The sequence below is a fragment of the Streptomyces sp. NPDC005799 genome, from assembly GCF_040630525.1.
Lineage (GTDB): Bacteria > Actinomycetota > Actinomycetes > Streptomycetales > Streptomycetaceae > Streptomyces > Streptomyces griseorubiginosus_B.
Window position 1 is genome coordinate 171,412 of record NZ_JBEXXQ010000010.1, and the last position, 25,994, is coordinate 197,405.

General features: G+C 70.0%; 23 protein-coding genes and 1 pseudogene. 15 read left to right on the forward strand and 9 right to left on the reverse strand.

Going from position 1 to position 25,994, the window contains the following annotated elements; all coding sequences use genetic code 11:
• Window positions 1–113 precede the first annotated feature (113 nt).
• Entirely contained in the window at window positions 114–776 is a 663-nt protein-coding gene (locus ABZ453_RS12710; protein ID WP_359014367.1) for a Tat pathway signal sequence domain protein, read from the reverse strand.
• Window positions 777–1,076: 300 nt separating this feature from the next.
• Between ABZ453_RS12710 and ABZ453_RS12715 the strand changes: the two genes are divergently transcribed.
• The 5 genes from ABZ453_RS12715 to ABZ453_RS12735 all read left to right on the forward strand — a co-directional run bounded on the left by ABZ453_RS12715 (window position 1,077) and on the right by ABZ453_RS12735 (window position 6,670).
• The gene (locus tag ABZ453_RS12715) at window positions 1,077–1,820 is read left to right on the forward strand and encodes a helix-turn-helix domain-containing protein (protein WP_359014369.1); all 744 of its coding nucleotides are present in this window, start codon (window positions 1,077–1,079) and stop codon (window positions 1,818–1,820) included.
• 63 nt (window positions 1,821–1,883) lie between these two features.
• Window positions 1,884–2,582: an NAD(P)H-binding protein gene (locus tag ABZ453_RS12720; protein WP_359014371.1), complete on the forward strand. Its 699-nt coding sequence runs from the start codon at window positions 1,884–1,886 to the stop codon at window positions 2,580–2,582.
• 337 nt (window positions 2,583–2,919) lie between these two features.
• A complete protein-coding gene (locus tag ABZ453_RS12725) occupies window positions 2,920–4,416 on the forward strand; it encodes a hypothetical protein (RefSeq protein ID WP_359014373.1) in 1,497 nt (498 codons plus the stop codon).
• Between the two features lie 276 nt (window positions 4,417–4,692).
• Window positions 4,693–5,751 (forward strand): NlpC/P60 family protein, encoded by a 1,059-nt coding sequence (locus ABZ453_RS12730; protein WP_359014375.1) that lies wholly within the window; start codon window positions 4,693–4,695, stop codon window positions 5,749–5,751.
• 4 nt (window positions 5,752–5,755) lie between these two features.
• Window positions 5,756–6,670, forward strand: coding sequence for a hypothetical protein (locus ABZ453_RS12735; protein ID WP_359014377.1), 915 nt, complete (start codon window positions 5,756–5,758; stop codon window positions 6,668–6,670).
• Between the two features lie 17 nt (window positions 6,671–6,687).
• Here the strand turns inward: ABZ453_RS12735 and ABZ453_RS12740 are convergent, their stop codons facing one another.
• From ABZ453_RS12740 to ABZ453_RS12750, 3 genes are all read right to left on the reverse strand, one after another.
• A complete protein-coding gene (locus tag ABZ453_RS12740) occupies window positions 6,688–7,482 on the reverse strand; it encodes a fibronectin type III domain-containing protein (protein ID WP_359014379.1) in 795 nt (264 codons plus the stop codon).
• Window positions 7,479–8,087 (reverse strand): hypothetical protein, encoded by a 609-nt coding sequence (locus ABZ453_RS12745; RefSeq protein ID WP_359014381.1) that lies wholly within the window; start codon window positions 8,085–8,087, stop codon window positions 7,479–7,481. Before ABZ453_RS12745 ends, ABZ453_RS12740 begins: the two co-directional genes overlap by 4 nt.
• Window positions 8,088–8,217: 130 nt before the next feature.
• A complete protein-coding gene (locus ABZ453_RS12750; protein WP_359014383.1) occupies window positions 8,218–8,658 on the reverse strand; it encodes an ester cyclase in 441 nt (146 codons plus the stop codon).
• Between the two features lie 147 nt (window positions 8,659–8,805).
• On the opposite strand from ABZ453_RS12750, the gene ABZ453_RS12755 reads away from it, so the two are divergent.
• Together ABZ453_RS12755 and ABZ453_RS12760 are read left to right on the forward strand one after the other, a co-directional pair.
• On the forward strand, window positions 8,806–9,813 hold the full coding sequence (locus tag ABZ453_RS12755) for a YihY/virulence factor BrkB family protein (protein ID WP_359014385.1): 1,008 nt from the start codon (window positions 8,806–8,808) through the stop codon (window positions 9,811–9,813).
• Between the two features lie 62 nt (window positions 9,814–9,875).
• Complete coding sequence (locus ABZ453_RS12760; RefSeq protein WP_359014387.1) at window positions 9,876–10,193, forward strand: hypothetical protein; 318 nt, start codon at window positions 9,876–9,878, stop codon at window positions 10,191–10,193.
• A gap of 94 nt (window positions 10,194–10,287) precedes the next feature.
• Here the strand turns inward: ABZ453_RS12760 and ABZ453_RS12765 are convergent, their stop codons facing one another.
• Complete coding sequence (locus ABZ453_RS12765) at window positions 10,288–10,584, reverse strand: hypothetical protein (RefSeq protein WP_359014389.1); 297 nt, start codon at window positions 10,582–10,584, stop codon at window positions 10,288–10,290.
• A 248-nt stretch (window positions 10,585–10,832) separates the two neighbouring features.
• Between ABZ453_RS12765 and ABZ453_RS12770 the strand changes: the two genes are divergently transcribed.
• Window positions 10,833–12,401, forward strand: coding sequence for an MFS transporter (locus tag ABZ453_RS12770; protein WP_359014391.1), 1,569 nt, complete (start codon window positions 10,833–10,835; stop codon window positions 12,399–12,401).
• A 113-nt stretch (window positions 12,402–12,514) separates the two neighbouring features.
• Here ABZ453_RS12770 and ABZ453_RS12775 read toward each other — a convergent pair whose 3' ends face one another.
• Window positions 12,515–12,667, reverse strand: coding sequence for a hypothetical protein (locus ABZ453_RS12775; protein WP_359014393.1), 153 nt, complete (start codon window positions 12,665–12,667; stop codon window positions 12,515–12,517).
• Between the two features lie 61 nt (window positions 12,668–12,728).
• Between ABZ453_RS12775 and ABZ453_RS12780 the strand changes: the two are divergent.
• A pseudogene (locus ABZ453_RS12780) lies at window positions 12,729–12,842 on the forward strand (transcriptional regulator); the annotation flags it as partial.
• Window positions 12,843–13,127: 285 nt separating this feature from the next.
• Window positions 13,128–16,478, forward strand: a complete 3,351-nt coding sequence (locus ABZ453_RS12785; RefSeq protein ID WP_359014395.1) for a lectin — start codon at window positions 13,128–13,130, stop codon at window positions 16,476–16,478.
• 81 nt (window positions 16,479–16,559) lie between these two features.
• Here the strand turns inward: ABZ453_RS12785 and ABZ453_RS12790 are convergent, their stop codons facing one another.
• Together ABZ453_RS12790 and ABZ453_RS12795 are read right to left on the reverse strand one after the other, a co-directional pair.
• Window positions 16,560–17,021 (reverse strand): ATP-binding protein, encoded by a 462-nt coding sequence (locus ABZ453_RS12790; protein ID WP_359014458.1) that lies wholly within the window; start codon window positions 17,019–17,021, stop codon window positions 16,560–16,562.
• A gap of 97 nt (window positions 17,022–17,118) precedes the next feature.
• Complete coding sequence (locus ABZ453_RS12795; protein WP_165954836.1) at window positions 17,119–17,265, reverse strand: hypothetical protein; 147 nt, start codon at window positions 17,263–17,265, stop codon at window positions 17,119–17,121.
• 141 nt (window positions 17,266–17,406) lie between these two features.
• Here ABZ453_RS12795 and ABZ453_RS12800 point away from each other — a divergent pair, with 141 nt between their 5' ends.
• From ABZ453_RS12800 to ABZ453_RS12810, 3 genes are all read left to right on the forward strand, one after another.
• Window positions 17,407–17,697 (forward strand): hypothetical protein, encoded by a 291-nt coding sequence (locus ABZ453_RS12800; RefSeq protein ID WP_359014398.1) that lies wholly within the window; start codon window positions 17,407–17,409, stop codon window positions 17,695–17,697.
• A gap of 84 nt (window positions 17,698–17,781) precedes the next feature.
• On the forward strand, window positions 17,782–18,060 hold the full coding sequence (locus ABZ453_RS12805) for a GlsB/YeaQ/YmgE family stress response membrane protein (protein WP_133043849.1): 279 nt from the start codon (window positions 17,782–17,784) through the stop codon (window positions 18,058–18,060).
• 236 nt (window positions 18,061–18,296) lie between these two features.
• Window positions 18,297–19,481 (forward strand): type III polyketide synthase, encoded by a 1,185-nt coding sequence (locus ABZ453_RS12810; RefSeq protein WP_359014400.1) that lies wholly within the window; start codon window positions 18,297–18,299, stop codon window positions 19,479–19,481.
• Window positions 19,482–19,522: 41 nt separating this feature from the next.
• Here the strand turns inward: ABZ453_RS12810 and ABZ453_RS12815 are convergent, their stop codons facing one another.
• Complete coding sequence (locus ABZ453_RS12815) at window positions 19,523–21,700, reverse strand: SpoIIE family protein phosphatase (RefSeq protein ID WP_359014402.1); 2,178 nt, start codon at window positions 21,698–21,700, stop codon at window positions 19,523–19,525.
• A gap of 239 nt (window positions 21,701–21,939) precedes the next feature.
• Here ABZ453_RS12815 and ABZ453_RS12820 point away from each other — a divergent pair, with 239 nt between their 5' ends.
• Together ABZ453_RS12820 and ABZ453_RS12825 are read left to right on the forward strand one after the other, a co-directional pair.
• On the forward strand, window positions 21,940–22,503 hold the full coding sequence (locus ABZ453_RS12820; protein WP_359014404.1) for a dihydrofolate reductase family protein: 564 nt from the start codon (window positions 21,940–21,942) through the stop codon (window positions 22,501–22,503).
• A 136-nt stretch (window positions 22,504–22,639) separates the two neighbouring features.
• Window positions 22,640–25,966, forward strand: coding sequence for a TIM-barrel domain-containing protein (locus ABZ453_RS12825; RefSeq protein WP_359014406.1), 3,327 nt, complete (start codon window positions 22,640–22,642; stop codon window positions 25,964–25,966).
• Window positions 25,967–25,994: the final 28 nt, after the last annotated feature.

A 25,994-nucleotide genomic window follows, 5' to 3' on the forward strand; every position in this document is an offset into this window, starting at 1 on the left:
CATGTGTGTGTTTTACACAGGTTTCCACTCCCCATGTGGGGGTGTCTGACTTTCTCCCCGCGGGCGGGGGGGGGCCGCCGCCCCCCCGGCCGGCCCCCCCCCCTCGACCTCGGTCAGTTGGTGTAGATGGCGGGGGAGCCGCTGACGCTGCTGTCGACCAGGGGGGCGTAGGAGGCCGAGAAGTAGCCGTTGGCGTTGCACAGCCCGGACCCGGAGACCTTGCTGAAGGGCTGGTTGGTGAAGGTCAGGCTGTTGGTGCCGTTGGAGCTCACCGCGGAGAGGCTGGGGGCCTGGTAGACGCAGGTGACGGAGCCCAGCAGGGTGGAGAGGACCACCGTGGTCTGGATGCTGCCGCCCGCGGCCGGGGTCACGGTGACGCTGCCGTCGGAGGCGGCGGAGGTGGTGTAGGGCAGGCCGTTGACGGTGATGCTGCGCACCCCGGTGACGCCGAAGACGTTGCTGGTGCAGCCGGTGAAGGTCTGGGCCGTCGCGGACTCGGTGGCGGTGCCCGGGGCGGCCGGGTTGTCGGTCACGGTGGCGGTGAGCGTCGAGCCGGTGCAGGTGATACCGGAGCTGCCGCCGCTGCTGGTGGCGAGGGAGGCCTTGGTGCCGCCGGCCAGTGAGCCGGTGATGACATCGCCGACGGCGACGGCGTTGCCGCCCGCGCTGCCGTAGGTGAGCACGGCGCTGTCCGCGGAGGCGGCGGTGGCCGGGAGGAACGTCAGGCCCGCGAGGGCGGCGGTGGCGGCTATGGCGACGACGGTGTGTCTGCGCATGGCAGGTCCTCTGGTACTGGGGGGTGGCGAAGAGAGCGGGTCGTCGCCTCCGCCATGGGGATGCGGAGGCGACGACCCGCGCATGGCAGCTCCCGGAGGGAGGGAGCGGCGGACCGGTGCGGGTGCTGACCCGGCGTAGGAGTGCCGGGCCTCTTGTTGCGGCCTTGCGGGTGCGTGAGACTGACGGCTCCAGCGGTCTGCACCGCAGGTCCGCGCGAGTGGAAAACCTGTGAAGGTTGTAAACCTGACGGGTATTCAACGTCAAGGTGGTGCACGGAAGTTCGCGAGGAAGGACGTGGCATGGCAGAAGCGCCGTCGGTGCCGCCCGCGCTGGTGCTGCCCGGTACCCGCACGGGACGCGACCCCGAGCGCTCGCTGCGGCGGGGACCGCGTCGTGCCGCGCCCGAGGTGGTCGCCGCCAACCAGCGTGACCGGCTCCTGGACGGTTTCGTCCGCACCGTCGCCCAGGTCGGCTACGCCCGCACCCGGGTCAGCGACATCTGTACGGCGGCGGGCGTGACCCGGCCGGTCTTCTACGAACTGTTCAAGGGCAAGGAGGACGCCTTCCTCGCCGCCCACCACCACGGCACCTCCCTGGTCTTCTCCGCCATGGAGGAGGCGCACGCCCAGGCCGCGGACTGGCCCAACCGGGTACGCGCCGGGCTCGGCGCGCTGCTCGGAATCCTCGCCGGGGCACCCGCATTCGCCGCCATGGCCATCGTGGAGATCGACGCGGTCGGCCCCGCCGGCCGGGAGGCGCGCGAAGCGCTCCTGGCCCGCTTCCGGCACTTCTTCACCGACCTGCCCGAACTCGAACTCCCGGTCCCTATCGAGGAGTTGATCGACATGGTCGTCGGCGGGGTCTACTCCGCGATATACCGGCGGATCGCGGCCGGCCGGACCGCCGAACTGCCCGCCCTGCTGCCCGGCCTGACGTACTCCGTCCTGGCCCCCTTCGTCGGCCCGGAACGCGCCGCCGCCTGCCTCGCCGACCCGCCTCCGACGGCCGGCCCCCGTCCGGCCTGCCTCGCTCCGGAAGCCTGACCCGCCGGGACGTCACATTCGCCGCCCCGAACTCCTCTCAGGTGAGAGGAAAGGGGAACGAACGTGAATATCGTCATATTCGGTGCGAACGGACCGACCGGGCGGCAGGTGACCGAGCAGGCGCTCACCGAAGGGCACACCGTCACCGCGGTCACCCGGCACCCGGCGGACTTCCCGCTGAGTCATCCGTCCGTGCGGGTCCGCGGCGCGGACGTACTCGACCCCGTCGCCGTCGAGCGGGCGGTGGAGGGGCAGGAGGCGGTGATCTCGGTGCTCGGGACGCCGTACACCCGTGATCCGGTCAGCGTGTACTCGGACGGCATCACCCACATCACCCAGGCCATGACGAAGCACGGCGTCCGGCGCCTGGTCTGCGTGAGCTCGACCGTACTCTTCGACGTGCCCGCACCCGGCGAGACCTTCTTCTTCCGCAAGGTGCTCGAACCCCTCATCGCGCGCACCGTCGGACGCACGGTGTACGACGACATGCGACGCATGGAGCGGATCGTGTGCGACAGCGGCCGCGCATGGACGGTCATCCGGCCCGCGGGCCTCTTCGACGCGGAAGCCGTCAGCGACTACCGGGTCGCCACCTCCCGCCTGCCCGGCCGGTTCACCTCGCGCGCGGACCTGGGCGACGCGCTCCTGCGTGAGGCGACCGGTGACCTTCATCCGCGTGCATTCGTCGATGTCCGCACCACGGAAGGCGTTCCCCGCATTCTCGACGTGATCCGGAAGGAGGCGTTCGGCGGAAGGAAATGAATCCGGGCAACGAAAGTATGCCTTTGCAAATCTTGTGCTCCTTTCCGCATCGGGTCGCTCATGAAAGCCTCCGACGGCACCAGCTCAAACACTTTACTCACTGATGCAATCGAGCCGCAGTCGAATACCTGTTGATCATTATGAGCAGGAATTTCGTTGGCAAAGTGCTGCGAGTTGTCCAGCAGGCCGCTGTTAACGTCTCTGGCGCCCGATCCGGAACGCAAGGAGCAGGCCAGTGCCCTCGAAGAACCCGATACAGTCACCGCATACCGCACGGCGTGAGCACGCCCGGCGCAGAGCCCGGTCGAAGTGGTCGCTCGCCGTCATAGGTGGGCCGGTGATCCTGGCCGTCGTAGCCGGATCGGTGTTCGCGGCGGGCGCCGGCCACCACCAGCAGGCGCAGGCCGGTGGGAAGCCGGCCTCGCAACCGGCGCAGGACGCCGCGCCCGATCCGAACTGCACGCTGGTGGTGCCCGGCCACCCGCTCACCGCCCGCGGCCTGGCCACGCCCTACAAGCTCGTCGCCACGGACCCCGGCAAGGGCCCCTGCCACGAGGCCAATCCCGACCAGGCGGCCTTCGTCGAAGCGGCCATCGTCACCAGAAGCGGCAAACTGACCGTCTATGACCCGCTGGTGATCGACAAGGGGACGAGGCCGGCCGCACCCACCGTCCGGCCCACCGTCCCGAAGGGATCAACGGTCGGCGTGTGGTTCGGCTTCAACGGCGACCAGCTCACCCTCAAGCCGAGCGGCGGCAGCCTCGCCCAGGGCAGGTGCGTCAACGGCGTGCCCGGATCCGTTTTCGGCCAGTTCGCCTACTGCAACGCCCCCGCCTTCTTCCGCGCCGCCAACGCCCAGACGGCCAAGAAGCACATCCGGATCCCCGCGCTCGGAACCGCCAGGGACGGGCGGCCCTGTCCGACCACCCGGGACTTCTCGGTCGTGGACCAGGACGGAAGCGACAACGTGGTCACCCACTACCTCGCCGACGCACAGGGCCGCATCGCCCAGAACAACGCCGCGAGCAGGGCGGCCCTGCGCAAGGCCGCGCAGTCGGGCGGCGCGTCGTTCACGGACCTGACCAACGGCAGCGACAACCTCCTGCTGACCCACTTCATCGACCCCGCCCTGGGCTGCACCCCGTTCACCGCCCCCAACCAGTCCAGCGACGGCCAGGCCTCCTCGGCCCTGCCCCTGGACGAGCTGTCCGCAGCGGCCCGTCAGCGGGCCCCGATCGCGCTCGTCCCGGAGAACGACCCCATGACGCTCGTCGACGACCACACCAGCGTCCGCAAGACCGACCGCTATCGCGCCGGGGTCGACATGCCCCCGATCGGCGCCGGCCACGGCGGCGACGGAAAGGCCTTCTGTAGCACCCTCTTCGGCGACCCCGCCGGAGTCCAGCGCGTTTTCAAGGACAAGGCGCTCTTCACGAACGCGCCCTCACCCGACCCGGGAACGGCCCCGAACCTCTTCGGATTCCTGGCCTCGCGGGCGAACCAGTCCTTCACCAACCTCGGCTGCGACCGGCTCCTAGGCGTCGCGAACCCCGTCGGTCTCACGACGGGCGCGGAAGGTCTGGTGACCGACGCCGTGCTCGTACCGCTCGGCCAGACGCCGCCGTCGAGCAGCCCCGCGAACAGCCCGTCCCCGGCCGCGGCGCCGAGTACCGCGTCACCTTCGGCGAGCCAAGCCCCGGCGACGCCGGTCACGAGCACGCCCACTTCCTCGCCGACGCCCACCGCCAACGATGGCTCATCTGCGCCGAGTTCGACGCCCCCGAGCCCCTCGCTTACCCCCGTGACACCCTCTTCATCAGTGAACGTTCATTAGTTGTACGGTCGCCGTTCCCGTACCGGGTGATGGGGGTTGTCCCCCGGGAACCGCAGTGCGCGAAGAGCCGTCGACACCGGTCACCTGCCGGTACGGCGGCTCGACGCATTCTCGCCATGGGGAAGGCTGACACGCCGGGGATCCACGAGGTCAGAGTTCCTGGGGAAGGTAATGTGTTCGAGGCTCGAACGGCCCCGCGCAGGAACCTGGTTGGGGATCGCGAGGGGCGTGTCGTCCGTCTGAGCCGCCTGCACGCGACCTCTGAACATGGAGTTGATGAACGTGTCGACCGGCGGCAGACAGCTGCGGAGCCGGGCCGCGTCAGCGGCCCTCGTCTGTGCGATCACCCTGTTACCGAGCCCGAGTTACGCGGCCCCGAGTGAACCCGACCCGCAGAACGACAAGTCGATCGAGGACATCCACACCGAGCTGAACGGCCTCTACCGCGCGGCGGAGGTGGCCACCGAGGCGTACAACACCGCCGACGAGAAGGCCAGCGAGCAGACGAAGCGGCTGAACTCGCTCCGCAAGGACCTGACCCGCACGAAGAGCCGGGTCGACGACCTGCACGACCTCGCCGGCGCGGCCGCCCGGACCCAGTACCGCGGGGGAGACCTGGATGCCACGGGTATCCAGCTACTGCTCGGCGATCATCCCGACCAGGCACTGGACGAGGCGTCCCAGGCCCGCCAGGCCTTGCGGAACCTGGTCAACGTCTCCGAGAGCCAGAAAACAGCCCGAGCCGAACTGAGTCGGCAGACCGACGCCGCCGCCCGGAAGCTGCGAGAGCTGAGGAGCAGCCGCGCCGACAAGGCCGCCGCGAAACAGAAGATCGAGGAGAAGATCGCCGCGGCCGAGCGGATCGAGGCGGGACTGAAGAAGGACCAGACCCGCAAGCTCGACCAGTTGGAGAAGGAGGAGACGCAGAAGGCCAAGTCCGAGTGGACGGGCCCCGATTCCTCCGGCGGCAGGACCAAGGCGACCGGAGCGGCCGCGAAGGCGGTCGACTTCGCCATGGCGCAGATCGGCAAACCGTACGTGTGGGGTGCCGTGGGCCCGTCCTCGTACGACTGCTCGGGACTCACCTCGACGGCGTGGGCGGCCGCCGGCCACCCCATACCCCGTACCTCGCAGGCGCAGTGGCAGGGACTGACCCGGGTCAGCCTGTCTTCCGCGCAGCCCGGAGACCTGATCATCTACTTCAGCGACGCCACCCACGTGGCCATGTACATCGGAGGCGGGCAGATCGTCCACGCCCCGCGGCCCGGACGCACGGTCACGACCGCGCCGGCCGCCTCCATGCCCGTCCTCGGTGTCGTGCGCCCCGGAGCCTGAGCGGATGTCCCAGTCACTGACACCCCGTGGCCAGGGGAACCTGCCCGCGCTCAGCGCACCGCCGCTGATCCGCCTCGACGCCTATGTGGCCGAGGACGGGTCGACGGTGGTCAACGGCCATCTGCTGGAGATGGCCGGTACGCGACAGCCCAACGAGGCGATCCTCGACGCCATCGCCATGTTCGCCCGCACCCTGGGGGCCCCGGTGGCGGCCACGGTCATCGACCGCACCGTGCAGCAGGTGGCACGTCTTCGGGTGTACCCCGACGGCTCGAGCCGGACCATCGGCGACGAGGAGGATCTGCCGCCGGGGCACGAACGTACCGCCGCCGAGGAGGAGGCGTTCCCTCCGCTGGCCCGGGTCGAGCGGATCATCCAGCACGCGCAGCGCGAGGAGATGCACGCGGCGTACGTCCTCGCCAGGGCACTGCGGGAGCACCTCACGCTGCGCAGGGGCGCGGAGGACGAACTCTCGCTGGAGGCACGGGCGATCGAGGCCTACCTCGCCTATCTGCGGGGCGACTACATGCTCTCCACCGTCCTGGCGCTGACCGTCGCCCGCATCCGTTGCCGCACCGACCTGAACCGGGCGGCGCCCGAGGTGGCCCGCGCGACGGCGGCGTGGCAACGGCTGGAGGACGACCGTCAGGTGGCCACCCGGGGACAGGAGTTGCTGCACATGTGGGAGCGCCTGTCCGCCGAGGGACTGCTGCTGGAACCGTCGCATCAGGCGATGGCGCAGGCGGTGCGGAGCCGGCTCGAACGAGGCAGCCAGTCCGTTCCGTCCCCGGCCTCGACGCCGGCCCTGACCCCGGGCCGGGTCCCGGTCGCCCCCGAGGACAAACCCCTCAAGCCCACGCGACGGGGGCTGCGGCGTTTCACCCGCCGGGCCGGCCGGTCCGCGGAGCCCTCGCCCTAGAACACGAGACGCGGGACCTATCGGTGGTCGTCCGGGGGCGTGCCGGTCAGGAAGCGCACCACGTTGGAGCGCTGCCCGAAGTAGTAGGGCCGCACCCGGTACGACGCCTGTTTCTCGCTGGGCAGGGTGATCAGACCGAAGGAGGTGACGTCGGGGTCCAGCGCGGCGACGGGGAGGAAGCCGTGCCTGCCTTGCGGTCGGTCCTCCAGCAGGTAGCCCTGTTCGTCGTCGGCGTGATCGTGCCAGGTGAACCGGATGCCGTTGGCCTGGATGACGGCGGCCCGCAGATCGGTCGGCGCGGCCGCGTCGGTGCCGGACGTACGGCGGATCGAGGCGGTGGTGCCCGGTTGGCCACGAAGGGTGTGCGGAGTGGCCCAGGAGGGGTCGCGCGTCCGCTCACGCGGGGTTCGGGCGCTGTCGGGCAGGTCGACTTCGATCGGTCGGGACGCCGGGCCGTAGTAGGGGCGGACACGGTAGTAGAAGGGTGTGTGCGGCATGAGGTCGGGGTGGTGGTAGCTGTTCCGGCCCGGCGGCAGGTAGCCGAGGATGGTGTAGGGCCCTTTCGGGTCCGTCGCGAACTCGACGACATGCCCGGCGGCGCCGGGCTCCTCGCCCGTCCAGGTCAGTACGACGTCCACGGGCGAGGCCAGCGCCCCGGTGAGCTCGGTGCGGCCACGGTCGGAGGCGGGGCGCGCCTTCGTCGCCGTACCGTGCGATGGGGAAGTGTCGGCATTGGGGGAGGAGCAGGCGGTGACACCGGCGGTGACGAGGAGCGCCACCGCCAGCGTACGGACCAGGACGAGGCCGTTCATTTCTTCCAGAACTTCACGTCGCTCCACACGACGGTCGCCGGCCCGCTCCCGCTGCCGGTGCGGTAGGCGCCGATCTTGTCGTAGAAGCTGCCGCCGGGGCTGTCGTCCGTGTGTTTGAGGGAGCCGTTGATGTAGGTCCGGTGCTCCTTGCCGACCTGGTGCACGGTGTTGACACGGACGGTGGTGCCGATCGTGGCGACGTTCGCGATCGTGTCGCCGTCGTGTACGTCGTAGAGCCTGCCGCCGCGTTCGACCGCCAGCATGAAGTAGGGGCCGGCGTGTCCGCTGGTGTCGTTGAACGTCTGCTTGAGGCTGATGCGGGTGCCGCTCATGCTGGTGATGCGGAAGTATCCCTCGAACTGGTGGGTGCCGCCGCTGTACGTGGCGTAGCGGCGCTCGGCGCGCTGGTCGCCGCTGCCGGTGGAACAGGGCAGCTTGAAGGTCAGGCCGTCGACCTGGCCGCATCCGCGTTCCTGAACGGTGTAGGAGGGCGATTCGGAGGTCCAGCCCCCCGGCTCGACCTCGGCGTGCGCGGCACCCGGTGCGGCCAGCAGTAATGCGCAGGCGGCCGATAATCCTCCGGTCAGTTGGTACTTGTTCGGCATGTCTCCCACTTCCTCTGCGTTTGGCTCCCCTCCCCGCCCGGGGCGGAGGGCAAGCCGGAACCCGTTGGTCCGGACCAGAGGTCACGCTACGAGTGGGATCAAGGTCTGTCCATATCCGTGACCGCAGTTCTCATGCCGGAACCTCCGCGGCGCCGAGTTGCCGAAGCTGCGCGAGCACGTCGACGACGCCCCGGATCTCGGCGATGCGTCCGCCGTCGAAGCGGAAGATGAAGATCTCGCTGTAGGTGACGGACCTGCCGGTGGGCGCCAGGCCCTGGTAGTCGCCGAGGTGGGTCCCGGTCACCGTGTTCCGGGCGACGACCTTGTCGCCCTGCGCGATCGTCTCCTCCAGCGCTACGTGAATGTCGGGATACGCGCGCAGAAGCACCTCCCACACCCGCTTCAGGGCCTGTGTCCCCGTCACGTCCATCGGCACCGGCGTGCGGAAGTCCACGTCAGGCGCGACGAACTCGTCGATGGCCCTGGCGATCGTGGCCGGGTCGTGGCTGTTGACGGCCGAGTGGAAGCGGTCGAGCAGCGCCCTGTTGTTCTCTGTCTCGGTCACCGGCATGGGTCTCTCCTTCGCACTGTCTCGGACGGTGTCCCGGCACTACGACGAGGCAGCGGCCCCGAGTGTGACAACGCAGCCGGACGGGGCAGAGGAATGCTACGGTGCCCGCCGAGGGGCGGGTCCGCCCGCGACGGGGTGGGAGGGCACATGGACGTGCTGGCCCGACTGGACCGATACCAGCGACGCCACCGGCGCGCGGGCATGCCGCTCGCGGTCGTGTACAAGTTCTTCGACGACCAGGCCACGTACCTGGCCGCGCTCCTGGCGTACTACGGCTTCGTCTCCCTCTTCCCGCTGCTGCTGTTCCTGGTGGCGATCCTCAGCGCCGCCCTGCACGGCAATCCTCAGCTGCAGCACTCCGTGCTCCACTCGGCGCTCGGTGAGTTCCCGGTGATCGGCGACCAGCTCGGCCACAACATCCACTCCTTCCACGGCAGCGGTGCCGCCGTGGCGGTAGGTGTCACGGGCAGCGTCTACGGCGCTCTCGGCGTCTCCCAAGCCGTCCAGCACGCCCTGAACAAGATCTTCGCGGTGCCGCGGCACGCCCGGCCCGATCCGCTGCGCTCGCGCCTGAGGGGCCTGTACTTCCTCCTGCTCCTCGCGGCCGGACTCGGCGTGACCACGGCGCTGTCGGCCGCGGAATCCGCGACGGGCGCCTTCGGCACGCACCTGGCGATCGGCCTGCGTATCGCCGTCGGCGTGGCGGGCGTCGTCGTCGACGCCGCCCTGCTCCTGCTGAGCTTCCGCCTCATGACCCGGCGTCGACTGCCGCTGCGCTCGATGCGCGGCCCGGCTCTGGCGGCGGCATGCGCCTGGCAGGTACTGCAGTGGGGAGGCTCGTACTACATCGGGCATGTGCTGCGGGGTGCCACGGCGACGTACGGCATGTTCGGGATCGTCCTCGGACTGCTCGCCTGGATCTACCTGGCCGCGGTGGTCTACCTGGCCACGGCGGAGGTCATCGCCGTGCGACACCTGCGGCTGTGGCCGCGCAGCCTGATGACGCCCTTCACCGACCACGTCCACCTCGCGGCCGGCGACCTGCGCGCCTACCGCTTCTACGCGAACGCCGAGTCGTTCAAAGGATTCGAGAAGATCTCCGTCCGTTTCGGTGAACCTCCGCCGCAGCCCGTGGGTGACAAAGGACCGCTGTGATGTCGGCCGGGATCTTGGCGGTGAACCGGGGTAGTCGAGGGGGGAACCGAGGGAGGAACGCCATGACGACGTACGTCATCTCGGTGCCGGGGACGTTCACCGGCGCAGCAGGGCAGGAGACGCAGAGCGAGCTCGCCCGGGCCCTGCGGCCAGTGGACCCGCACCAGACCCACATGGGGAACGAGGAAGATCTCGACGCCCTCACCGTCAACGACGACGGCACCTTCACCGTCCGGCTCAGGATCGACGCGGACAGCGCTCCCGAGGCCGAACGGGCGGCCCGAAGCTACGCGGAGTCCGCGCTGAACGCCGTAGGCCTGGACGAGGGCAGCGCCCCGCTGGGACCGGCAGCCGTCACGGGCATCGACTCCGCCGGCTGAGCGCTGGCCGGCTGAGCCGTCGGCCGGTCCAGGGCCGTGGGTTCTCGCCGCCGAGAACCATCTCCGAAGGCCCCGGGCCGGTCGAGTCCGGCCGTCATGCCCGCCGACGCGCCAGCACGTGCCGCAGTGCGTCGGCCACGGACCGCGGTACGTCCACTCCCTGGACCAGGTTCAGCACATGGTGGGCCACCACCAGCGCGTCGACGCCGAGACGAAGGGCGACGTCGGCCAGGACCTCCCCGGCGTCCTCGATCGGCAGCGGCCCGAGAACGACCAGCGCGCCTTCCGCCATATGGATGGTGGAGCGCGCGGCGAGAGCGCGTCGGAGCCGGGCCAGCTGCAACTGCTCCAACCCTCCGCCGGCGGCCGGGGCGTGGGGCCGCAACTCCACGAAACGAGGGTGTGGTCTGGACGATCGCATGGCACCGCCTTGTCGGGACTGAGGACAATCCGATACCCGGCTTCCGCGAGGAAATCGCGAGGGGCGACGCATCTTCACACAGCGGTCATCTTCGTTGCGATCGCAGACGAGGTGCGTGTGACACGCGTGATCAGGGGCAACAGCGGGGTGTGCGGCGCCCTCACTCTCCCCGCCGCATTCGCTGCCGCGAAAAGTACGGCCCGGAAGAAGGTGACAGCGTGGCCGAGGCCCTGCCCGACGAAGCGTCCGAAGCGGGTCCGGTGACAAGGCGGAAGACGGTCGCGGAACTGCCCCGACAGGTCCGCGACGAACTCGCCCGCCGACTGAGGCGGAACAAGCGGGCCTTCCGTCCCGACGATGTGCAGGTGGTCGAACCCCCTCTGCTGCGGCGCGCGGTCGGCGCCTCCGCGCTCGGCAACTGCATGGAATGGTTCGATTTCGGCGTCTACAGCTACCTGGCCGCGACCATCGGCAAGGTCTTCTTCCCCGGCGCGTCCCCGGGAGCCCAAGTCGTCTCCTCGTTCGCCACCTTCGCCGCGGCGTTCGTCGTACGGCCCCTGGGCGGGCTCGTCTTCGGACCGCTCGGTGACCGCCTCGGCCGGCAGAAGGTGCTCGCCACCACCATGATCATGATGGCGGTCGGCACGTTCGCCATCGGCCTCATCCCCAGCTACGCGACGATCGGCATCGCCGCGCCGATCCTGCTGCTCCTGGCCCGCATGGTGCAGGGGTTCTCCACCGGGGGCGAGTACGGCGGCGCGACCACGTTCGTCGCCGAGTACTCACCCGACCGGCGGCGCGGATTCCTCTCCAGCTGGCTTGACTTCGGCACTTTCGTCGGATACGCCCTCGGCTCCGCCCTGGTCACGCTGCTGAACCTCGCGCTGAGCGACGATCAGATGCTCGGCTGGGGCTGGCGCGTGCCGTTCCTGATCGCGGGCCCGTTGGGTGTGATCGGTCTGTACATGCGGCTGAAGCTGGAGGAGTCGCCCGCGTTCCAGCAGCAACTGGACGAGCACGAGAAGGGTCTTGCCCAGGAGTCGGCCGGCAGCGAGTTCAAGGCCATCGTCACGCGGCACTGGCGGCCGCTGCTGATCTGCATGGGTCTGGTGCTGCTGTACAACGTCACCAACTACATGGTGACCGGGTTCCTGCCGACCTATCAGACGGAGACCCTGCACCGGTCCGGCGGTTCGGCCGATCTGCTGGTGCTGATCGGCATGGTGTGGATCGTCCTGCTGATCACCTTCATCGGCCGCTTCAGCGACCGGATCGGACGACGGCCCGTCTATGGTGTCTCCGCGGCCGCGATGATCGTGCTGGCGGTTCCGTCCTTCCAGCTCATCAAGATGCACGGGACCTGGCCGCCGATCCTAGGCGTGCTGATCCTCTCCACGCTGCTGGCCTGTTTCGCCGCACCGAGCGCCGCCACCTTGCCGGCCCTCTTCCCGACCGCCGTGCGCTACGCGGCCATGGGGATCGGCTTCAACATCGCGGTCGCGGCCTTCGGCGGTACGACCCCGCTGGTGACCGAGGCGCTGGTCAACCTCACCGGCGACGACCTGATGCCCGCGTACTACCTGATGCTGGCGGGCGCGATCGGCCTGGTGACCGTCAAGTTCCTGCCCGAGACGGCGCAGGTGCCGCTGAACGGATCCCGGCCCATGGTCGGCTCGCGCGAGGAGCAGCAGGAACTGATCTCCACGTCGAAGGAGTTGTACGGCGCCGCGTCGCGCCGCCCGCGGGTCGAGCACTCGACGCCGTCCGCTCAGCCGCGTATGCGCTGAATCCGAGAAGGGCCTTGCCGCACCACGGGGGAACGGTGCGGCAAGGCCATGTCACCCGATTGCCCGGCACGGCCGAACTCATGCGCGCCGGCGGTCGGATCGCCGGCCGCGCGTCACCGGAAGGCCGCGATGTTGCCGGCCGCCCACTGGGCGAAGGCGCGGGGCGGGCGGCCCAGGAGCCGCTCGACGTCCGGGCTGACCCGGCGCAGACCGGCTGAGGGTGCGCCGAGGATGTCGAGGGTGCGTTCCACGACGGGTTCGGGCATGAAACGCACCATCGCCGCCCTGGCCTCCGAACGGCTCTGCTCGACGAAGCTCACCGGCTCGCAGATCTCCGAACTCGGCCGCAGTCTGGCGCCGTTGTTCGCGGCACTCTCCGAGTGGTCGCCCAACCTGGAACATGTCGAGCGGGCCCGCCGGGCCTACGACGCCAGGGATTAGGCCCAGGCCGGGGCGTCGTCCGGCTTTTGCGCCGACGTATTTGCCAACTCCTGACCCAGAAACTCGTGTTGGCCTCGTTGACATGCCGCAAGCGCAGGCGTTTCACTCGACACTCGTGAATGGCAACGTTGTCAGGCCGGTTGGCCGGAACCGTTGCCTGTCGCCGGCGCCGCGTTCTCGCGGCGCCGGCGACCGATGTGCGAGCACGAACTGCTGCGGAGGCAACCGATGGTGAGACCCCGACGTTCAGCTGCACCACGCGACCGAAGAAGACTCCGCCAACGGATGGCGGTTCTCTGCGTCCTGGGCATGGCGGCCCTCCCGCTCACGGCCATGGAGAGCGCCCATGCCGCGGGCACCGCGACGCCGGCCTTCGTGAAGGATCCCGCGTCCCTGGTCAATCCCCTCATCGGCACGTCCGGTGCCGTGGACACCTTCCCCGGCCCCGACATGCCGGCCGGCATGGTGCAGTGGGGCCCCGACACCTCGCCCCACCGCCCCGACGGCGGCGGCTACGAGTACAACGACAGCAAGATCTCCGGCTACAGCCTCACTCACGTCTCCGGCCCCGGCTGCCCCGTCGCCGGCGACCTGCCGATCCTGCCGGTGACCGGCGCCCTGTCGGGCAGCCTGGGCGACACCTCCGTCGGCTTCAGCCACGGCGACGAGCAGGCCGGCATCGGCTACTACCGGGTCACCGACGCGAGCGGCGTCAAGACCGAGCTGACCGACACCACCCGGGCCGGCCTGGGCCGCTTCACCTTCCCGGCGGGCCAACAGGCGAACCTGTTGTTCAAGCTCAGCGGCGGCTCCACCCAGGTGGACGGAACCCGCGTCCAGGTGGTGAGCGACAAGGAGATCAGCGGCGCGATCGACAGCGGTCACTTCTGCGGCGCCAACAACAGGTACACGCTGCACTTCGACATCAAGTTCGACCAGCCGTTCACCGAGAGCGGCACCTGGGTCGGCAGCACCATCAACCCCGACGCGACGTCGCTCAAGGCGGGCAAGGTCCGGCAGACCCCGCAGGCGGCCAGGACAGCGCCGCTGAAGGAGAAGCACTTCACCGTCCCGGCGAAGCCCGCCCCCACCCTCCACGGGAGCACCGCCAAGACGTCCGGCACGCCGTCCCCGACGCCCAGCGCCGGCACCGCCCCCCGCTCCTCGGCCACGGCCGACGCCGCCCAGCCCCCCACCACGGGCGCGAACGGCATGTACCTCACCTTCGACACCTCCGCCAACCCCACGGTGAACGCGAAGGTCGGCATCTCGTACACGAGTGACGCCAACGCGGCGTCCAACCTCGCCTCCGAGATCAGGACCTGGAACCTCGACACCGTCGAACAGGCCAACCACAAGGCCTGGAACGCCGTGCTGAACAAGCTCCAGATCGGCGGCGGCACCGCCAACCAGCAGACGCAGTTCTACACCGCGCTCTACCACGCGCTGCTGCACCCGAACGTCTTCTCGGACGCCAACGGCCAGTACATGGGCATGGACAACCAGGTCCACAAGCTGGCCAAGGGCCAGCAGGCCCAGTACGCCAACTACTCCGGCTGGGACACCTACCGCTCCCAGACCCAGCTGATGGCGATGGTCGAGCCCAAGGTGGCCGGCGATGTCGTCACCTCGATGCTCAACGGCTACGACCAGACGGGTCTGCTGCCCAAGTGGGCCTCGAACAACGGCGAGAGCTATGTGATGGTCGGTGACCCGGCCGCCGGCATCATCACCGACGCATACGCCTTCGGCGCCACGGACTTCGACACCGGCAAGGCCCTCGCCGCCCTCCAGCACGAGGCCACCGTCCCCAACAACGACCGCCCGGGGGAGTCGGTACGGGACGCCAAGGGCTATCTCCCGCTGGACGAGAACGACTACGGCTGCTGCAACTTCTACGGCCCCGTCTCCACGCAGCTGGAGTACGACTCCGCCGACTACGCGCTGGCCGCGTTCGCCAAGTCCCTGGGCAGGACGGACGTCTACACGAAGTTCGCCACCCGCGCCCAGGACTGGATGAACGTCTTCAACCCGCAGACCGGCTACCTGCAGGCCAAGAACAAGGACGGCCAGTTCGCGGGCGGCTTCACCCCCGGCACCTCCAACGGCTTCGTGGAGGGCACCTCCGCCCAGTACACGCCGATGGTCCCCTTCAACCTCAAGCAGCTCATCCAGGCACGCGGCGGTGACCAGGCGTACTCGTCCTACCTGGACAGCCTGCTCGACAACATCACCAACCCCGGCAACAGCGACGCCGACCTCAGCAACGAGCCCAGCGTGGAGATCCCCTGGGAGTACGACTACACGGGCCGGCCGTGGAAGACCCAGGCGGCGGTCCGCCAGGCCCAGCAGGACCTGTACTTCAACGCTCCCGTCGGCTCCTTCGGTAACGACGACCTCGGCGCCATGAGCTCCTGGTACGTCTGGTCCGAGCTCGGCATGTACCCCGAGACCCCGGGCACGGACACCCTGGCGCTCGGCAGCCCGGTCTTCCCGGTGGCCCAGGCGACCCTCGCGGGCGGCAAGACCGTCCGGATCAACGCACCGCAGGCCGCGCCCAACGCGCCCTACGTGCAGTCCCTGAACGTCAAGGGCAAGGCATGGAAAAACGCGTGGCTGACCTACGGGCAGTTCAAGGGGGCGGGCAGCCTCGACTTCACGCTCGGCACCCAGCCCAACACCTCCTGGGCGTCGGACCCGTCGGCGGCACCGCCGTCGGACACCACGGGCGGCAACCGGGTGCTCGCCGCGACCGGCCCCTCCAGCGACGGGCTGGTGCTCCAGCCCGGCGCCTCCGGTGACGCCACCATGGATCTGACCAACCTCGGCAGCCAGGCCGTCACGGTCGACTGGAAGGCCACGGCGCCCACCGGCGTCACCGCGGATCCGGCGTCCGGCTCGCTGACCGTGCCCGCCGCGGGCAGCGCCGAGACGAAGGTCCATGTGACGGCGGGCACGAGCGAGGGGACCTACCCGGTGACCTTCGCGCTGACCGACCACGGCACCGGCGCGACCCTGAGTGGGGCGACCCTCCGCGTCGCCGTCGCCAAGGCCGGGGCGCTGTGGCCGTACAACACCAACGAGGGCGTCTATCCCGACGGAGCCACCTTCTCCGGCGGCTTCGACAACGGCGGCTGGGCGTACTCCCAGAACGCGCTGTCGGCGGCGGGCGTCACGAGCGGCTCGACCCTCACCGTCGACGGCATCTCGTACACCTGGCCGACGGTGACCTCCGGCCGGCTGGACAACCTGGAGATGGCCGGCCAGACCATCCCGATGCCGGCCGGTACGTCGGGTGCCTCGCTGGGTCTGCTGGGCGCGGCGACCAACGCGCCGACCGACGGTGTCTCGGGCACCGTGACCGTCACCTACACGGACGGCACCACGTCGAAGGCGACGGTCGGGTTCTCGGACTGGACGCTCAACGGCGGCTCCAGCAAGCCGATCGCGGGTGACACCACGGCCGTCACGACGGCCTACCGCGACACCGGCAGCGGAGGCCGGGACGGCGTGAAGACCTACGTCTTCGCCACGAAGGTCGCGCTGGATCCGTCGAAGCAGGTGGCGTCGATCACGCTGCCGGTGACGGGTTCGACGGGCACCGACCACCTGTTCGCCTACGGTTTCGGACAGTAGGGGCACTGCCGAGACCCGTCATGCCGAGCCGGTTCCCGGACGTCCGGGAACCGGCTCGGCCAGGCGCGGTTCCTGCGTGTCTCACGGCTCGCGGGTGACGTGCGGCCCAGGGGTGTGGTTCTCCGTGTCGTCCGGGCGCCGGCCCGCATGCCCGTCCGCGGTGTCCGCGGGCGATCGAAAGCAGGCGATGACGGACTTGCCGTGGCGGCAGGGCCGGAACTCCCACTCGTCGGCCAGGGCGTCCACGAGGAACATGCCGCGTCCGCCCAGGCGCTCGGTGCTCGCCGTGCGGGGTGTCGGCGGATCGCTCGAACCGTCATGAACGCTGATGTGCAGACACTGTTCGTCCCAGGTCATGACCAACTGGGCGCTGCTGTGCGCGTGCACGTGCGCGTTGGTGACCAGTTCGGAGACCGTCAGCAGTATGGCGTCCACCGTCTGCGGAGCGGAGGCGGTCCACCCCAGTGTCCTGAGATGATCACGTGCCCAGTCCCGGGCTGCCTTCACTTCGCTGGACAGCGGCAGCGAGCGGGCCCAGCCCACTGCTCGGAGCGAGGAACTTCCTTCCACCGTTGCCCTTCCTCTTTCCCGGGGGCGTGCGCCACGCACGTCCGTCCTGAGGGGATCGCGCCGAACCCGGTCAACGGTGGCCACGAAGCCTGCCCAGCAGCCGCTGCGCCTGGGCCCGGCGCCGCGGATCGGCGGCGGCCCGCCGTGCCTGTTCGGTCACGCGTCGGCCCTGAGGGCTCCTGGCGAACTGTTTGATGCGCTCCATCATGCCGGGCATGACGCTCCTTCCCACGGGGGGTCTTGTCCCTTTCTGTCGGCTCGGTTACCCCCGACGGAGCGGCTCAGCCCTGGCACACGAGTCGGAACCGCCTGTCGAAACACAGGTGCAGGGCGGGTCGGCCGGGGTACTGGGCGCCGCATGGCGATGCACACTGAGTCCTTCACCCCCTGGCCCGTTGCCCGGCAGTTGCGGCGAATGCGGACCCTGTACGCGGCGGGCGTGATGTTGTGGGCGGCTTCGAGTGCCTGGACCGGGTGGGTGTCTCCCGGCAGTCGGCCGATGTGGACGTCCTTGCTGCTGCTGGCGGTCTTCGCCGGCCTTCTCGCGACGGCCAGTTGGTGGCTGCGGCGTGTGGAGTCCGCCGAACCGGCATCCCGCAGCGTCTCGTTCCCAGGGACCGGTCCGCTGCGGGGAACTGACGAGCCGTGATGTGGAAGAGATGTTTGTTCGAGCGCGGACGGTGCACGCGGAGAGCTGACACAACCTTTACATGCGACGAATCGGAGACGCACTGTGGGCATCATCGCGTGGATCCTCATCGGCCTGCTCGCCGGCGCCATAGCCAAGGCCCTGATGCCGGGCAAGGACCCCGGGGGCATCATCGTCACCATGCTCATCGGCATCGTGGGCGGCCTGTTGGGCGGCTGGCTCGGCAAGGTGATCTTCGGGGTGGACTCCATCGACGGATTCTTCGACCTCTCCACCTGGGTCGCCGCGATCGTCGGCTCCCTGATCCTGCTGGTCCTCTACCGCCTCGTCACCGGCAACCGGCATTCGCACCGTCACGCATGACGCTCCGGTGACGTCCGGGCCGGGCGCAACCGCGACAGCTCCTTCCCTTGACGAAAGGGCAGGAGCTGTCGCGTTTTTGGCGAGAGTTCCTGAGTTGCGCACCTTTGCATCGTTTACGGCCAATGGATCGCCGGGGCGAAGTAGAGTGCCCTCACGGCGTCTTGGCCCTGGGGGTTGACGATCTGGGCAGGTTCTGCTGCCCGACGCCGTGAAGATGTGCGGAGAAAGGGGCGTACATGAGCGCCTACTTGTGTCCTCCCGCCGTGTTGCACGGCGAACACGCCGTGGAGACCGGTCAGATCCTGGCGGAGGTGCGTGGCCGACATCCGCACGCGCCCTGGCTGTCGCGCATCAACGGCATCGCCGCGAGCACGGGGATCACCTCCCGCGGATGGATGCTGCCGCTCGAGACGGCCATCGCGCCCAGTGGCGGAAGCGGCCTGCGGACACCGGGAGTTGAGCCCGCCCGTGCGGCACTGGCCCGTGACGGGTTCAGCGACCGGGAAGTGAACCGGGTGATCGCCGCCCTGGAGGCGATACCGGCACAGCAGACCGTCGAGGAGCGCACCGCACCGGCCTGGGCGGCGGTGCAGGCCTACGGCGAGCGGGCCGCCCGCGAGGCAGTGGAGACCGCCGGACTGCAACCCGGGGATGTCGACTGCCTGATCACCAGTAACTCCACCACCCCGGCCCTGCCAGGGCTCGACCTGTCGTTGCTCAACCGCCTCCCCCTGCGCAGGGACGTGTTGCTGCTGCCGGCCACCCAGTGGGCCTGCATCGCCGGGACCCGATCGCTGGCGCTGGCCGCCGATCTCGTCGCCGCGGACCCCGACCGGGCGGTGCTGGTGGTGATATCGGAGGCGCTGAGCACCACCTACCAGCCGGCCGACGACACGCTGGAGTCCCTCATCGTCCGGCTGCTGTTCGCGGACACCGCCGTTGCCGCGGTGGTCACCGGCCGCCCCCGAGCAGAATCGATCCTGCGCCTGGACGCGGCCTGGCATCACACCCTGCCCGGGACCACGGACCTGCACCGCTTGGACACCCGGGCCGACGGGACCCACTTCGTGATGGACCGCCGAGGACCGCGTGCCGTCCAGGAGACGGTCGCCGCGATGTGGGCATGGCTGCGCGTACGCCACCAGGACGACCGGCGCCCGTGGCACCCCGATCTCCTGCTCGCCCATCCCGGCGGGACGCGGGTGCTGGAGTACATGGAACAGACGATGCCCGACGGCTGGCCCGCGGGACTGCTGGCCTACAGCCGGGCCGGGTACACCACGGGCAACCGCGGCGGTGCCGCCGTACTCGACATCCTGCGGCGCGCGTACGACGCCGGCCAGAAGTCCGGCAGTCGCACCGTGCTGTACGCGGCCGCGCCTGGGCTGACCGCCACGGCCGTGGAGGGGGAGTGGTTGTGAGGCGGGGGCCTGGACCCGCCCCGCTCGTCCCGGCGGCCGCCCTACACGTCGAGTTCCGCCCAGACGGCCTTTCCTGCGTCGGTCCACCGCACGCCCCAGCGCGTGGTGAGCTTGTGGACCACGTGCAGGCCGCGCCCGCTGTCAGCGAGCAGCCCGGCGCGGCGCAGACGCGGCCGGCCGTTGCCCACGTCGCCGACCTCGCAGGTGAGGCGGTGGCCGGCTTTGACCAGCCGTATCGTGACGGGCCCGGTGCCGAAGAGGACGGCGTTGGTGACCAGCTCGCTGATCACCAGCAGCGCGCTGTCCCGGCCCTGGTCGCTGATGCGCCATCGCCGCAGCAGGGCGGCGACCAGAGCGCGGGCGCGGGCGGCGGTGTCGTCGGCGGCGGGCAGCCGCCAGGTCGCCGTGTCCCGGCTGCGCCGGCCGGTCGTGCGGGCGAGCAGCAGGGTCACGTCGTCGCGCAGGCGACCCTGCGGGGCCAGCTCGGCGACCACGCGACGCGCGGCCTGCTGCAGATCGTCCCAGGGGTGCACCTCACGCACCGCTTCCTTCAGCCGCCCGATTCCCTCATCGATGGAGTCCACCGGGTCCTCCACCAGACCGTCGGTGTACAGGGCGAGGAGCGAACCGGGCGGTGCGGCGAACGACTGCAGGTCGAACGGCTCGCGCACCGCGAACTCGGCACCCAGTCCGGGGTGCGGCTGTGCGGTGACGGTGGTGGCTGAGCCGTCCGGGTGAACGAGGATCGGGGGCAGGTGCCCCGCGTTGGACATGACGACGCGGTGGTCGACGGGATCGTAGACAGCGATGCAGCACGTCGAGCCCAGCGCGCTGTAGCCGGCCGCCAGGCCCGCGTCCGTGTCGTCGAGGAGCGTGACCGTCTCGTCGAGACGCTCCAGGACCTCGTCCGGGCCCAGCCCCGCCGACAGCAACGCGCGGGCCTCCATGCTCAGCTGACCCATGGCGGCCGCGGCCCCCAGACCGTGCCCGACCACGTCACCGACCACCAGCGCGGTACGGTCGCCCGGCAGCGGGAAGCTGTTCACCCAGTCCCCGCCGACGCCCGCGCTGTCGGGGGTGGTGGGCTGGTAGACGCTGGCGACCTCGATGGTGTCGCTGCCGGTCCGCGGCAGCAGTCGGCGCTGCAGCGCCAGGACCTGGGCGTGCTCCCGCTGATGCTGGCGGGCCAGATCCACGTGCCGGGCGGTCTTGGCCACGAGTTCCTGCAGGTCGAGCAGCTCGCTGTCACGGAAGGGATGCTCCTGCCGGCGCCAGACCTCCGTCACCCCCAGCACGATGGGTCCCGGAGTGCCTTCCGGCCCTCTGACCACCAGCGGTATGCACGCCACGCTCGCGGGCAGGTTGCCGGGCACCAGAGCGCGCACCAGCCGGGGATCGCCGAGCACCCGCTCGATCGCCGCACGGTCGGGAATGACGATGGCCTGCGGCGCGTCGTCGCGCGTCACCGCGCCTACCAGCAGACGGCTCGCCTCGCGGGGGAGGTTGTCCCCGCGCGTCAGATACCCCTCGGGCCAGGCCCGGTCCGGCGCCAGGGCCGCCCGACGCAGCCGGATGCGCTCGTGAGCCTGCTCGATGACCGCCTCTCCCGTCCACACGGCGAAATCGAAGTCGACCGCGGCCACGTCACCCCAGGCCAGCAGGGACTGGGCCAGGGACTGCGCCGTCTCGCCGATGTCCAGGGACGTCCCGATCGCGGCGGCGGAGGCGTACAGATGCAGCCGTCTGGCCATGGCGATCAGGGAGACCGTCAGCCCGCCCTGTGACGCCGCGGCAGGCAGGATGCTCATCGAGACCAGCAGGTCGGTGCCGTCGTCCCGCCGCAGGCGCTGCACCCGGGCGACGTGCGCCTCCTGTGTCTCGATGACGTTGCGCAGCCTCTCGGTGACGGTCGGTACGTCCTCGGGCGGCAGCAGCGCGGAGAAGGCCGTGCCCGGCGCGGCGGTGACACCGGCGAAAGGGGCCGCTTCCAGATTGCAGCTGGTGATCGTCAGATTCCGGTCGAGGTTGACCACCGCGAGGATCTGTTCCTGGCCTCCGCCCTCACGCCCCTCACCTGCGGGTCCCTGGCCGCGGCGGGCGTTCTGCGAGCCGGCGGGGCCCCGGGCCGCCGTGGCTCCCGCCCGGGGGACGTAGTCCGCCAGGGCACCGCTGACCATGTCGAACGGTGAGTCGGGCGAAGAGGAGGATGTGGGGTCCATGCGGCTCACTCAGCTCGCTGACTCCGGCACACGCCGGAGAGGCATTCCCGAGTACGTGCGATCGAGCCCCGAGATCCCTCACCGCACACCTCTTGGATAGCACAAAACGCCGTCCTGACCGTAGGGGGAACCGTCGGTGGAGGAGCCCGGGCGGGGAAAACGCGCACGCCCTGATGTCTCTCAAGGAAATGATCTCCCGGCGGCCCTAGTCTCGGTCCCGTCACCGAGGAGGACATCTGATGCGCAGCGTGACCTATTCGATGAGCATGTCGCTCGACGGCTACATCGTCGGACCGGACGGCCGTTTCGACTGGACGGCACCGGACCCGGACGTCTTCCGCTTCTGGATCGACGAGATCCGAGACGTCGGCGTCCACCTGATGGGACGACGGCTGTACGAGACGATGCTGTACTGGGAGACGGCCGAGCAGGATCCGTCGCTCGGCGAGGCGGAGCTGGAGTGGACCGCGCTGTGGAAGCCGCTTCCCAAGGTGGTGTTCTCCTCCACGCTGCAGGAGGTGCAGGGAAACGCCCGCCTGGCTTCCGGCAGCGTGGCGGAGGAGATCGAACGGTTGCGCAACGAGCCCGGCGAGGGCGAGATCGCGATCGGAGGGGCCACCCTCGCCGCCGAAGTGGCCGCCGCGGGTCTGATCGACGAGTACCGGACCATCGTCTACCCGGTGCTGGTCGGCGGAGGCATTCCGTACTTCCCCCGGCACGAGCGCCGGGTGGACCTCGAACTGGTCGAGACCCGCACCTTCAGCTCCCGGTTCGTCTACCTGCGCCACCGGGTGGTCCGCTAGCCGCCGTCCCCGTCCCGGCCGACACCGACCTGCACGGGTCTTATCAGCACCGCTGTCAACGACATACTCTCGCGCCACTCGCACACCCAACGCGAGCACGTAGGTGTCATCCGGCTTGCAGGGAAACGGAGTTGACATGGCAGCCGCTTCGAAGAGACGACGGCTCGGATCCATACGGCGGCGGGTGGGCGCGGCCGCCGCTCTCGCCATCGCCGCCGCGACGCTGTCGGGGGCCCCGCCGGCGTCGGCCGGGAGTTCGCAGGGGCATCGCATTCCGACGGTCGGGTCGGGGGACGCGCGGTTCGAGATCCTCTCGCCGACGCTGATCCGCACCGAGTACGCGGGCGACGGCGAGTTCACCGATGCCCCGACCTTCAACGCGATCGGGCGCGGCGGCTTCGACCCGGCCGCCTACACGGCCACCACGTCCGGAGGTTGGCTGACCATCAGGACGAGGGCGCTGACCCTGCGCTATCAGGTGGGCTCCGGGCCCTTCAACGCCCGTAACCTGTCAGTGCGCTTGACTGCCGGCGGTACCCCGGTGACCGCCACCCCGTGGCAGCGGCTGACCTGCGAGGTCGGCGCGCTGTGCGAGGCGGAGAGCCTTCAGCTGAACGGGCTGTCCGTGGCGGCCGACCACGCCGGTCACACCGGTACCGGCTTCGCCGCGGGCTTCGAGGGCACCGGCAGTTCGGTATCCGCTGACATCGATGTCAAGCAGGCCGGTGCCTACCAGTTCGGCCTGCGGTACGCCAACTCCCGTGGCGCGGACGGCCAGACCCGCACCCGTACGCTGACCCTCACGGTGGACGGCGGCGAGTCCCGGACGGTGACCCTGCCGACCACGGCCGACTGGGACACCTGGACCCTGGCCACCGCGCACCTCGACCTGACCGCCGGCCACCACACGATCGCCCTGACCCGGACCGCCGCGGACAGCGGCGACGTCAACGTCGACAGCGTCGCCCTGGTCCACCCCGGTGACGCCTATCCGCCGGTCGACAGCACAGCGATCACCGACTGCCTGCTCGGCACGAGCTGCGAGGCGGAAGCCGAAAGAATCGGCGGCAGCGCCGTCAGCGCCACCGACCACACGGGATACGCGGGCAACGGCTTCGTCGCGGAGCTCAACAAGGGCTCGAGCCTTGCCACCCATGTGGTCGGCGTTCCGGCCGACGGCACCTACACCCTGCGGGTGCGCTACGCCAACGGCACCGGCAGCGACGGCCTCCACCAGACCCGTACCGCCTCGGTCTCCGCCGGCAGCGCCACCGCCCCCCTGACACTGCCGGCGACACAGGACTGGGACACCTGGGCGACCGCCTCGGTGCCCATCGCCCTCAAGGCGGGCGACAACGACGTCACCCTCGACTGCCCCGAGGCGGCGAGCTGCCACGTCAACCTCGACACCGTCTCCGTGGCCGCCCGGCAGCAGGCCGCACCGGCGCCGCACCTCGCCCTCGGCGGCTACCGCCGGGGCCTGGACGGCGTGAACGGCGACGGCAGTGCCCCGGTCGCCACCCCCGGTCTGCTGCACCGGGACGGCTGGTACCTGCTGGACGACACCCCCTCGGCGCTCTACGACACCGCCTCCAAGAAGGCCACCCCCCGGCCCTCGCACGGCGGTTCGCCCTACCAGGACGGCTACCTCTTCGGCTACGGCCACGCCTACAAGCAGGCACTCACCGATCTGGCCACCCTGACCGGACCACCCCAGTTGCTGCCGCAGTGGGCCTACGGCGTGTGGTACTCGGAGTACATCGACCGCACCGCCGCGGACTACGAGCACACGATCCTTCCTGCCTTCCGGGCCGAACACGTGCCGCTGGACGTGCTGGTGACCGACACGGACTTCAAGGCCGTCAACACCTGGAGCGGTTGGGAGATGGACCCGGCCAAGTTCCCCGACCCGAAGGGCTTCTTCGACTGGTCGGCCGCGCAGGGGCTGCACAACACCCTCAACGTGCACCCGAGCATCCTCGCCTCCGACCCGCAGTTCGCCCGGGCGCAGGCCACGGCCAAGGGCAAGCTGACGAAGGGCGGTTGCGCCTCGGCAGCCTCGGTCGACGACAACTGCTACACCTTCGACTTCGGCGACCCCGACCAGCTCGAGGCGTACCTGGACCTGCACCGGACCATGGACGAGCAGGGCAACGACTTCTGGTGGCTCGACTGGTGCTGCGACTCCTCCCAGTCGTCACTGCGGGGCGTCACACCGGACGCCTGGATCAACCAGCAGTACGCCGGCCTCACTGGCGAGACCAACAGCCGCGGATTCGTCCTCTCCCGCGCCTACGGCTCCCTCCAGGCGGGCGGTTACAGCGGCCAGCAGGCGCTGCCGACCGGACCCTGGGCGGACAAGCGCACCACCGTGCACTTCACCGGCGACACCGCCTCCACCTGGGGCACGCTGAAGCTGGAGGTCGGCTACACGCCGGGGGAGTCCGCCGCGACCGGGATGGCGGCCATCACCCACGACATCGGCGGGCACAACGACACGACAGGGCTGACCGGTTCGGAGACCTACACCGACGGCGGCCAGACCCGTACCACGCACAAGCTCCCCGACGACCTGTACGCGCGCTGGGTGCAGTTCGGCGCCTTCCAGCCGATCGACCGGCTGCACAGCAACCACAGCGACCGGCTGCCCTGGCAGTACGGCACACCGGCACGGAAGTCGGCCGCCAGGTTCCTCAACCTCCGCGAGAACCTGGTGCCGTACACATACGCACTGGCCGCGGAGGCGAACCGGACCGGTGTGCCGATCGTCCGTCCGACCTACCTGGAGTATCCGGACGAGGCACGGGCCTACGAGACGGCCACCAGCGAGTACTTCTACGGCTCCGACGTCCTGGTCGCCCCGGTGACGACACCGGGCGCGACGGCGACCACCAGCGTGTGGTTCCCGCCCGGCCGGTGGACCGACTACTTCACCGGCAGGACCTACCAGGGCGGCACCACCCAGGACATCACCACCGGTCTGGACGCCATGCCGGTGTTCGTCAGGGCCGGCGGCATCCTGCCGGCCCGCACCCATGACGTCACCGACAACGACCGCAACCCGCTCACCGACGTCACCCTGACCGTCGCCTCCGGCGCGTCGGGCTCGTACCGCCTGTACGAGGACGACGCAAGCACCGGGCGGAGGGGACACAGCGCCACCACGACCGTGCGGTACGAGGACAAGGGCACACGCCACACCGTGTCGATCGGCCCGGCGCGGGGCTCCTTCCACGACCAGGTGCAAAGCCGACGCTGGACCCTGTCCCTTCTGGGCACGACCCATGCGCCGGCCAAGGTGAGCGCGACCGGAGTGCGGCTGACCCCGCGCGACTACCGCTGGGACGGCTCCACCGGAACACTCACGATCACCCTTCCCCGGCACACCGTCCACGGCCCGATCACCGTCACCTACCAGGACTCGGTTGCGAAATCCCTTTCCACGAGGGGAGAGAGGAGTTGACGCTTTTTCAAACGGTGTCATTTACAAG